Here is a 10,204-nt window from a genome sequence, read left to right on the forward strand (position 1 = left end):
GCGATGAACTTCAGCCGCTCATCCATGACGTTACACTCCTTCCAAGGCACCTTGCTCTCCTTGCAAAGGGCCGAAAGTGTAACCCATCTATCCGGAATGAACTGTCACCCATCTCTCGGGAAGGGCAGATGACATGCCAGCTTTTGGTTTGCCCGTGAATCCGTACGCGCAACGACCGCTCAGACGCCTGATGACAAATGCACCTCCAAAACGGCGGCTTTCTTGGCAATCAGTCCTTCCAGATCCGCGTCGGATCGTTTGGTGCCGGTACGTTCGCGCAGCAACGAGATCACCGCGCTCATCGTAAGCTGGACGGTGCGATCGCTCAGGATAGCGTCCACCGCGCCGGCGACATCCGGAGTCTCCGTCGGTGCTCGCATAATCGGTTCCTTTCTGTTCAAGTCGGCCTCGGCGCCGTCGGCCGGTCCCCGCACGCCCCGGTCGAAGATGACCGCCAGGCCGTTCTTCACGGCGAGGGCGGCGACCATGTCGTCGAGGTGGCGATCGGAGAGCGCTGGCTCCGAAGGATCGGGTTTCAGGGTCCTGCGGATCACTCGGGCGGCCTGGTCCGTCGACACAAAGCCAAAGTGCCGTTTTCTGGCCTCGACATATTGTTCTACGATCATGCTCAGACGCCGGGCTGCGATATCCCTGGGTTCCTGCATCTGGACCTCCTTCGGCTGCCGTAAGCGCAAGGTCGGCATTACCGACAGGAAATAGGGCGGCTGGTCGAGTCAGACAGGGGACGGATCAATCATTCCATGCATCTTCCAAAGAATCAGGAACGATCCCGGCCCTGATGCATTTTGGCTCTATGACCAGCTCATTGAGGGACGCCGGGACATGAAGATTGCGCATGTCGCACCACTTTACGAATCGGTGCCACCAAGGCTCTACGGGGGTACCGAGCGTATCATCTCATATCTTACCGAAGCTCTCGTCGATCTCGGCCACGAGGTGACATTGTTCGCCAGCGGCGACACAAAGACCTCCGCCAAACTGGTGCCATGCCGCGAAAGGGCGCTTCGTCTCGATCCCCGCCCGCTGAAGTCCGAGATCGCCGCGCATCTGTCGATGCTCGACGAGGTGAGGAACCGGGCCGAAGAGTTTGACGTCATTCATTTCCATCTCAGCCATTTCCTGCATTTTCCGTTTTTCCGCGATATGCCGCAACGCACGGTGACGACCCCGCATGGCAGGCTGGATTACGCGGACCTCGCGCAAGCCTATGACCGGTTTCCTCGGTTTCCCATGATTTCCATATCCCGCAGCCAGCGGGCGCGGTTCGCATCCGCGAATTGGCTGGCGACAATCCATCATGGGCTGCCGCTCGAGCTTTACGAGCCCGATTTCGAGGCAGGCTCCGATGGGACCTATCTTGCATTTCTCGGCAGAATGTCGCGTGACAAGCGGCCGGACCGGGCGATCGAGATCGCCCGCCGCACCGGCCTGAAACTGAAGCTCGCCGCCAAGGTCGGCGATGGCGACCGCGCCTATTTCGAGGAAGTCGTGCAGCCGCTGATCGATGGCGACCAGGTCGAGTATGTCGGCGAGATCGGCGAGGATCAGAAGAGCAGGTTTCTGGGCAATGCGGCCGCTTTGCTGTTTCCCATCGATTGGCCAGAACCCTTCGGGCTTGCGGTGATCGAGGCCATGGCCTGCGGAACCCCGGTCATGGCCTGGAGTTGCGGGGCCATGCCCGAGATCATCGATCATGGGGTCACCGGCTTTGTCGTCGAAACCATCGAAGATGCCGTCGCCTCGATGCCGGCTCTCCTGCAACTCGACAGGCGACGAATAAGAACGGCCTTCGAAAGGCGGTTTTCCGCCGTCAGAATGGCCAGGGATTATGTCGCGGCCTATTCGCTGCTGAGCGACCGCCACGAGCAGAGCAGAGCCTCGTAAACCTTCACCCGTCCAGAAATCAGCACGGGACAATCTTCTTGACCATTACCCAACTCGACGAGCGCAAGCTCGACCCTGCAATAGCACTGGCTTCCCTGGACGAAACCGCTCCCAGGGAACCGCATCGGCTTTACGCCCTCAAGCATAGCGATTGCTTTGCCGTCGCCGATGCCTATGGCGACATACGCGGCGCTGGCGACGGCTTCTTCCGTGACGACACGCGCATGCTCTCCGAATTTCGCCTGACCGTTGGCGGGCGGTCGCTGTCGTTGCTTGGCGCATCGCTTAGTCAGGACAACGTCCTGTTCACCAGCAACCTGACCAATCTGCCGATCGAGAGCGCCGCGGGCCGCCAGATTCCGCAGGGCGCGATCCATATCGAGCGGGTCAGGCTTCTGTGGGAGGAAAGGCTGTATGAACGCATCACGCTCTCCAACTATAGCCGGGAGCATTCGACGGTCCTGGTGTCGCTGCGCTTTGGCGTCGATTTTCGCGACATGTTCGAAGTCCGGGGTTCGACCCGTTCCAAGCGCGGCACCGCGCACACGGCTGAGATCGACCAGAGTTCGGTCGTGCTTCGCTACGAAGGTCTGGACGAAGTGGAGCGGACATCGGCGATCTCGTTTTCACAGCCGCCCGATCAACTGACCTCCGAGCGGGCGGATTTCTTCATTGCCGTCACCAAGCGCAGCCGCCAGACGCTTTACGTGGAGGTGGGGAGCAAGACAGACGCCCGCCCGCAAAGTGACCGGTTCCGGGCCGCCGCCGCCCGCGCCCGTTTCGGCATGCGCGCCAAGCGCCGGCATGGGGCGACGCTCCACAGTTCGGGCCGCGTCTTCAATGACTGGATGGAGCGGGCCCGCGCCGATGTGGCGTTGCTGACGACGGAACTGGCGACGGGGCCTTACCCCTATGCCGGCATTCCGTGGTTCTCCACCGCCTTCGGCCGGGACGGCGTGATTTCCGCTCTGCAGATGCTTTGGCTAAATCCCGGCCTCGCCCGTGGCGTTCTTGCGTTTCTCGCCCAGCACCAGGCGACCGAGACCTCACCCTTCAGCGATTCCGAGCCCGGCAAGATCATGCACGAGACCCGCAAGGGCGAGATGGTGGCGCTGAGTGAGTTGCCGTTCGGCCGCTATTATGGCGGCGTCGACACGACGCCGCTCTACATCCATCTCGCCTGCGCCTATGCGGACCGCACGGGAGACACGGAATTCATCGATAGCCTGTGGCCATCTCTGTGCGCCGCCGCCGAGTGGATCGAGACCGCGAGCCGTTCGACCGGGTTCCTTACCTACCAGCGCGCCGCGGAATCCGGTCTTGCCAACCAGGGATGGAAGGACAGTTTCGATTCCGTCTTCCATGCCGATGGCCGCATTCCGAAAGGACCGATCGCGCTGGTCGAGGTCCAGGGTTACGTCTTTGCGGCGTTCCAGGGATTAGCAAAGCTTGCACGGCTGCGCGGCGAAGAGGAGCGGTCGGAAAATTGGGAACTGCGCGCCGACGCGATTCGCCAACATGTCGAACGCCATTTCTGGATCGAAGACCTTGGCTATTATGCGCTGGCGATCGATGGCGATGGCCAACCCTGCAAGGTGCGCACGTCCAATGCAGGCCACCTGCTCTATGTCGGCCTTCCCAATCCGGATCGCGCACGCATTGTCGCCGACCAACTGCTATCGGCTTCGTTCCATTCCGGCTGGGGGCTGAGAACGCTGGCGGACGACGCTATCTTCTTCAACCCGATGTCCTATCACAACGGCTCCATCTGGCCGCACGACACCGCGATCTGCGCCGCCGGACTGGCGCGCTACGGCATCCGCGACAACGTGGTGCGGTTGATGAGTGGGACCTTCGAATCCGCGGTTCACTTCAACATGCGGCTGCCCGAACTGTTTTGCGGGTTCACGCGCGCGGCCGGCGAAGCGCCGATTGCCTATCCGGTGGCTTGCCTGCCGCAGGCCTGGTCCGCAGGCTCCGCCTTCATGCTCATGCAGGCCTGCCTCGGCCTTCAGATTGACGGTCGGACGAACGAAATTCACGTGACCCAGCCGCGCTTGCCGATCGGTATCGACAATCTCGTCATTCGCCATCTCTCGGTCGGACATGTGGCGGTGGATCTGACGTTCCAGCGCGTGGGAGATCGTGTCGGCGCCTTCCTTGCGGATGCGCACGAGGGACTGGTGCCTCTGGTGGTCAGGAGTTGAAAAATCGGAACCATCATGAGTGCGGAACGTTGGGTCACCACGTCATGGATGCCGGAGATCCTGTCGGTGGATTTGCCGCGTCCCATTGAAAGGTAGTCAATTCGAAATGCCCGACAACAGTTGGTATCTGGTCGTCCCTTCGGCTACAATGTGGCTCTTCATTCTCGCAATTGTCGGTATCTTATGCGTCGCGCTTGTGGTGGTAATATCGCGAGGAAATCGGGCCAGAAGCGCGAAGCTCGCCAGGTCTGAAGCAGAACCCATTCGCGGTCCGTTGCCGGAATTCGAGAAGAACGGGCAATCCGCGACCGCCGCGCTCGTCCAGTGGTCGCCGGAAACGTTGCGTCACATTTTGGCGAAGGAACTTCCCGATGCGCAGGTGATCGTGGTTTCAAACCGCGAACCCTACATCCACAACCGCAGCGGCGACGAAATCCAACTGGTCGTGCCCGCCAGCGGGCTGGTCTCCGCGCTGGAGCCGATTACGCGCGCCTGCGCCGGCACATGGATCGCCTATGGTGGCGGTTCGGCCGATCCGCTTGTCGTCGACGAAAATGACCGCGTTGAGGTGCCGCCTGAAAATCCTTCCTATACGTTGCGCCGCGTCTGGCTGAGCGAGGAAGAACTGCAAGGCTATTACCTGGGCTTTGCCAATGAAGGGCTCTGGCCGCTGTGCCACATAGCCTTCACCCGGCCGATATTCCGCGCCTCCGACTGGGAGGCCTATGAGGCGGTCAACCGTAAATTCGCCGATACCGTCGTCGCGGAGGCACGTAACGAGCGGCCCATCGTGCTGGTCCAGGACTACCATTTCGCGCTGTTGCCGCGGATGATCCGGGAGCGCCTGCCGGAAGCGATCATCATCACCTTCTGGCACATTCCGTGGCCGAATTCAGAGGTGTTCAGCATCTGCCCATGGCGCGAGAAGATTCTCGAAGGATTGCTGGGCAGTTCAATCGTCGGCTTTCACACCCAGTTCCATTGCAACAACTTCATCGATAGCGTCGACCGCTTCCTGGAGAGCAGGATCGAGCGTGAGGATTCCGCCATCTCCTATGGCGGTCAGATCAGCCTAGTTCACGCCTATCCGATTTCAATCGAATGGGAGCCGCCGCGTCTGAGCAAACTGCCTGCCGTTGCAGAATGTCGCCGGCTTATCCGCGATAAATTCGGCTTTGCCGAAAACGTCAGGCTGTGCGTGGGCGTCGAACGCCTCGACTATACCAAGGGCATCCTGGACCGCCTCAACGCACTCGATGAGTTGCTCACACTGCATCCGGAATGGATCGGCAAGGTGGCGTTCCTGCAGGTCGCAGCGCCAAGCCGCGGCACCTTGCCTGCCTATCAACAATTGTACGAGGAATGTCTGCGCCATGCCGAGGATATCAACCAGCGCCATGGTCGTGAAGGCTATACCCCGGTGGTGCTGGTGACCGAACATCACTCGCAAACACAGGTCTACGAGATTTACCGGGCCGCCGACGTCTGCATGGTCACCAGCCTTCACGACGGCATGAACCTGGTTGCAAAGGAGTTTGTCGCGGCGCGCGAGGACGAACAGGGCGTGCTGCTGCTCAGCATGTTTGCCGGCGCGTCGAAGGAGCTGCTGGAGGCGTTGATCGTCAATCCCTATGACGCGGCGATGATGGGCGACGCCCTGCTGCAAGCCTTGACCATGTCACCGGAAGAGCAAAGTCAGCGCATGCGACGCATGCGCGAGGTCGTACGCGAAAACAATGTCTATCGATGGGCTGGCAGCATGCTGTTCGATGCGGCGCGCCTGCGCAAACGCGATGCGGTCGATCGCGCCGTCAACGGCGCCCCCGGTTCTCCTGGTCCCGGTTCTTCTGGCAATGTGATATCGCTGCTCGACCGCAAGCGCGTGGCAGCGCTGTGATGTCGACATTGTCAAACTTGACCGAACCCAACGTCCCGCAGGATGCGTGGTGCCTTTTCCTCGATATCGATGGCACGCTTCTCGAACATGCCGCGCATCCAGATGCGGTGGTTGTCGGCGATGAGTTGCGGACGCTGTTGGCGGCGCTCGAGTTGCAATTGGACGGAGCTCTGGCGTTCATCACGGGACGGTCGATCGCCGCGGTCGATCATCTTTTCCGGCCCCTCAGATTGCGCGCCGCCGGGCTTTACGGCCTTGAACACAGGCTCACGCGTGATGGTCCGGTCGAGGCGGCGGGAGAGCCGGCCGACATTGCGGCGCTTGCCGAGGAAATCGAAGCGGAGCTGGGCAGTGCGGACGTCTATATCGAGCGCAAGGGTCCGATCCTGGCAATCCACACACGCGCGGCACCGCAATTGTTGCAGCGCGCGACGCAACTGGTCGAGCAGGCGCTGGACAGGTTGCCCGTAGGGTATCGGGTGCTGGCTGGCAATGCCGGCGTTGAATTGATGCCGTTGGAGGCGGCGAAGGGAGCGGCAATCAGGCGCTTTTTGGATCTGCCGGCTTTCGAGGGGAGGCGGCCGGTGTTTCTGGGCGACGACACATCCGACGAGAATGGTTTTGAGGCCGTGAATGAGATGGACGGCATTTCGATCCGCATCAAACCGAGCGGACCGACGGCGGCGCGCCATGTGCTTGCCGGCGTTGGCGAGGCCTTGGCTTGGCTGGGTGCGGTGAGCCAGCGCAACTTGGATGGATCGACCGGTCTGGTCCATCCCTTGAACCGAAGGAGTCGGTGATGACCCAATTTACCAGTCTCATCCTGGAGATCATGCCTGCTTGGCTACGCCGGCGGTCGCTCCCGAACGAGCACGAGAGCGAGCCGGGTTTCGATCCGTCGCGCCCGCAGGACGCGGACGAGGTCTGGCGCCAGTTTGTCCAAAAGGATCTCTTTGGCGACAACACGCAGGATTACGTCGAGACCGAGGATAAAAAGACCAACCGTCACTGAGGGCGGTCAGCCTTCCCCGAAAACCAGCGAAACATTGCCACCCGCGTGGCGCTCGAGGCGGCCGGCGAGGTCGAGTTCCAGCAGCACCATGAAGACCTGGGCCGGGTGCAGGCCGGTGTGGCGGATGATTTCGTCGACGGGCACCGGTGTCGGCCCCAGCGCCTCGATCACCTTGGCGCGGTCGCTCTCGCCTGGTGGCGGTGTTGCCGAAAAATCGGGCGGGTCTTCAAACGGCGGCACCTCAGGCGCTCGCATGCCGGTCAGCGGAAGGATCGCCCTGGAGATGTCCGAAGCTTCGGTGACCAGCGTGGCGCCGTCCTTGAGCAGGCCGTTGGTACCGGCTGCGCGCGGATCGAGTGGGGAGCCGGGGACCGCAAAGACCAGTCGGCCCATCTCGCCGGCAAGCCTGGCGCTGATCAGCGAGCCTGAGCGCTGCGCTGCCTCGACCACCACCAGTCCAAGGGCAGCACCAGCAACAAGACGGTTACGGCGCGGGAAATCCTGGGCACGCGGCTGCCAGCCGAACGGCATTTCCGAGATGATGGCGCCGCGCTCGGCAATGTCATCGCACAGGCCGGTATTTTCGGGCGGGTAGGGCAGGTCGAGGCCGCCGGCGAGCACTCCGACCGTACCGGTCAAGAGACTGCCCTGATGCGCCGCTGTATCGATGCCGCGCGCCAGGCCGGAAATGATGCCGTAGCCCTCTCTTGCGAGATCGGCTGCCAGCATGCGCGCCATCTTGATGCCGGCAAGCGACGCGTTGCGGGCACCGACAATCGCAACCCCCGGCAATCGGAACACCGCGGCGTTACCCTTGACCGCCAGCAGCGGCGGCGGATTGTCCATGCTGCGCAGCAGCGGCGGATAGTCTGCCTCGCCGATGCCGACAAAGCGTGCACCGATCCGCCTCGCGGCCTCCATCTCGGCCTCGGTTTCGGCAACGGAAGGGATGCGCACGATCCGGTTGGCGCCACCGGAAATCATCAGTTCCGGCAGCATTTCCAACGCGACCTCGGCCGAACCGAAGCGGTTGATCAGGTCGCGAAAAGAGGCCGGGCCGACATTCTGGGTGCGGATCAGCCGCAGCCAGCTCAGTCGCTGGCGATCGGTGAGACGCGGCCCGGCGGCCGGTTCGCTCACCCCTTGGCTCCGATCTTGCCTTCGGTGCCGGCAATCAGCCGCGAAATGTTTTCCCGGTGTTTGATGAAGACAATGATGCTCATCACCACGAACAGCACTGCAATCCACGGTGTGCTCATGAAATACAAGGCGATCGGGACGACGACGGCCGCAGCCAGCGCTGCCAGCGAGGAGAAGCGGAACAGAAAAGCCATCACCAGCCAGACAATGGCGAAGATCAACGCCACCTGCCAGGCAAGGCCGACCAGCACACCGAGATAGGTCGCGACGCCCTTGCCCCCTTTAAACCTCAGCCATGCCGGAAACAGGTGGCCCAGAAAGGCGCCAAAGCCAGCCCAGACCGCCGTCTCAGGCGCGAAATGGCCTGCTATCAGCACGGCGGCCGTGCCTTTCAGCGCATCGAGCAGCAAGGTCGCGGCGGCGAGGCCCTTGTTGCCGGTGCGCAGCACATTGGTGGCGCCGATGTTGCCGGAGCCGATCTTGCGTACGTCACCAAGGCCGGCCGCGCGGGTGAGCAGCAGGCCAAACGGAATTGAGCCCAGCAGATAACCGAACACCAACGCCAGGATCAGGCCGTAAGTCATTGTTTCCCCCGCATTGTCCACAACCATGCTCGATGTGGCATGGTTGCCGCCGGCTCAGGCAGAAAATACTGTGCGGCCCGCCACCAGCGTTTGCAAGACCTTGCCTTGCAGTCGTGCGCCTTCGAAGCAGGTGTTTTTCGAGCGCGAGCGGATGCCGCTTTCGCTGACGATCCAGGGTTCATCGAGATCGACGAGCGCGAGATCGGCTACCGCGCCCGGCTTCAGTGTGCCGCCGGGCAATCCAAACAGCCTCGCCGGCGCGGTGGACAAGGTTTCGATCAGCCTGAGCAAAGGCACGTCCCCGTTGTGGTAGAGCCGCAAGGCCGCCCCAAGCAGGGTTTCGAGGCCGATGGCGCCGGCAGCGGCGTCAGCGAAGGGCAGCCGCTTGGTGTCGACATCCTGCGGATCATGCGAAGAGACGATGGCATCGATTGTTCCGTCCTTCACCGCCTCGATCACAGCCAGCCGGTCTTCCTCGGCGCGCAGCGGCGGCGTCAGGCGGAAGAAGGTGCGGTACTCGCCGACGTCGTTTTCATTGAGCGACAGATTGTGGATCGATACGCCCGATGTCACGGCCGCGCCGTCAGCTTTCGCCCGCGCCACGGCGCTTGCCGCCATTGCCGTCGAGATCTTTGCCGCATGGTACGAACCGCGCGTTAGCCGCGCCAGCGCAAGATCACGCTCGAGCGGGATGGATTCGGCTTCACGCGGAATGCCGGAAAGGCCAAGCCAACTGGCGTACAGGCCTTCATTCATGACGCCCGAGGACCCAAGGTCGGCATCCTGCGTTTCATGGACGATGGTGGCGCCGAAATCGCGCGCGTAGGTCAGCGCGCGGCGCATCACCAGCGCGCTCGATATGGTATGCCGCCCATCGGTGAAGGCAACCGCACCCGCCTCGCGCAGCAGGCCGAACTCCGTCATCTCGCGCCCGTGGAGGCCCTTGGTGATGGCGGCGGCCGGAAAGATGTTGACGACGGCCGTATCCCTGGCGGTGCGCAGCACGAATTCGACCAGCGCCACATTGTCGATCACCGGGTCGGTATCGGGCATCATGACGATCGACGTCACCCCGCCCGCGGCCGCGGCGACACTCGCCGAAGCGATGGTTTCGCGATGCTCGCCGCCCGGCTCTCCGATGAAGACGCGGCCATCGATCAAACCTGGCATGATCGCTTTGCCCGCGCAGTCGATTGCCGTAGCGCCGCCGGGGACGCCCTGGTTCAGCGCCGCCTTGCCAGCGGCAACGATTTTCTTGCCATCGATTATGACCGAGCCGACTTCGTCGATGCCGCGCGAAGGGTCGACGATGCGGGCACGTTCAAAGACCGTGATGCTCATCAGGCAACCTCACGATTGCGTTGAATCAGTTTAAGAGCTGATTGGGCGTTGGTCCCGCGCCACCGTAACGACCGCCTGTGGTGCTCGCCCTTCGAGGGCCCGCATGAGACCTGCGGCG

The 10,204-nt window shown here is 62.3% G+C and carries 9 protein-coding genes; 5 read left to right on the forward strand and 4 right to left on the reverse strand.

The annotated features are described in order from the left end of the window. Nucleotides 1-179 precede the first annotated feature (179 nt). Nucleotides 180-665, reverse strand: coding sequence for a hypothetical protein (locus tag O7A61_RS28735; RefSeq protein ID WP_337132639.1), 486 nt, complete (start codon nt 663-665; stop codon nt 180-182). A gap of 178 nt (nt 666-843) precedes the next feature. Between O7A61_RS28735 and O7A61_RS28740 the strand changes: the two genes are divergently transcribed. The 5 genes from O7A61_RS28740 (at nt 844) to O7A61_RS28760 (ending at nt 7,021) form a co-directional block, all read left to right on the forward strand. Further along, complete coding sequence (locus O7A61_RS28740) at nt 844-1,905, forward strand: glycosyltransferase family 4 protein (RefSeq protein ID WP_337132641.1); 1,062 nt, start codon at nt 844-846, stop codon at nt 1,903-1,905. A gap of 44 nt (nt 1,906-1,949) precedes the next feature. After that, a complete protein-coding gene (locus O7A61_RS28745) occupies nt 1,950-4,112 on the forward strand; it encodes an amylo-alpha-1,6-glucosidase (protein WP_027142579.1) in 2,163 nt (720 codons plus the stop codon). 106 nt (nt 4,113-4,218) lie between these two features. Further along, entirely contained in the window at nt 4,219-6,009 is a 1,791-nt protein-coding gene (locus O7A61_RS28750; protein WP_337132642.1) for an alpha,alpha-trehalose-phosphate synthase (UDP-forming), read from the forward strand. Next, the gene (gene otsB, locus O7A61_RS28755) at nt 6,009-6,809 is read left to right on the forward strand and encodes a trehalose-phosphatase (protein ID WP_337132643.1); all 801 of its coding nucleotides are present in this window, start codon (nt 6,009-6,011) and stop codon (nt 6,807-6,809) included. Before O7A61_RS28750 ends, otsB begins: the two co-directional genes overlap by 1 nt. After that, complete coding sequence (locus tag O7A61_RS28760; protein WP_027142581.1) at nt 6,809-7,021, forward strand: hypothetical protein; 213 nt, start codon at nt 6,809-6,811, stop codon at nt 7,019-7,021. Before otsB ends, O7A61_RS28760 begins: the two co-directional genes overlap by 1 nt. A 6-nt stretch (nt 7,022-7,027) precedes the next feature. Here O7A61_RS28760 and dprA read toward each other — a convergent pair whose 3' ends face one another. The 3 genes from dprA to O7A61_RS28775 are packed head-to-tail and all read right to left on the reverse strand — an operon-like array spanning nt 7,028 to nt 10,086. Continuing rightward, nucleotides 7,028-8,161 carry a DNA-processing protein DprA gene (dprA, locus tag O7A61_RS28765; protein WP_027142582.1) on the reverse strand — a complete coding sequence of 378 codons (1,134 nt, stop codon included), beginning with the start codon at nt 8,159-8,161 and terminating at the stop codon, nt 7,028-7,030. Next, nucleotides 8,158-8,745 (reverse strand): glycerol-3-phosphate 1-O-acyltransferase PlsY, encoded by a 588-nt coding sequence (gene plsY, locus O7A61_RS28770; protein ID WP_337132644.1) that lies wholly within the window; start codon nt 8,743-8,745, stop codon nt 8,158-8,160. Before plsY ends, dprA begins: the two co-directional genes overlap by 4 nt. 54 nt (nt 8,746-8,799) lie before the next feature. Beyond that, nucleotides 8,800-10,086, reverse strand: coding sequence for a dihydroorotase (locus O7A61_RS28775; protein ID WP_337132645.1), 1,287 nt, complete (start codon nt 10,084-10,086; stop codon nt 8,800-8,802). Nucleotides 10,087-10,204: the final 118 nt, after the last annotated feature.

The organism is Mesorhizobium sp. Cs1321R2N1 (genome assembly GCF_037179725.1).
Lineage (GTDB): Bacteria > Pseudomonadota > Alphaproteobacteria > Rhizobiales > Rhizobiaceae > Mesorhizobium > Mesorhizobium salmacidum.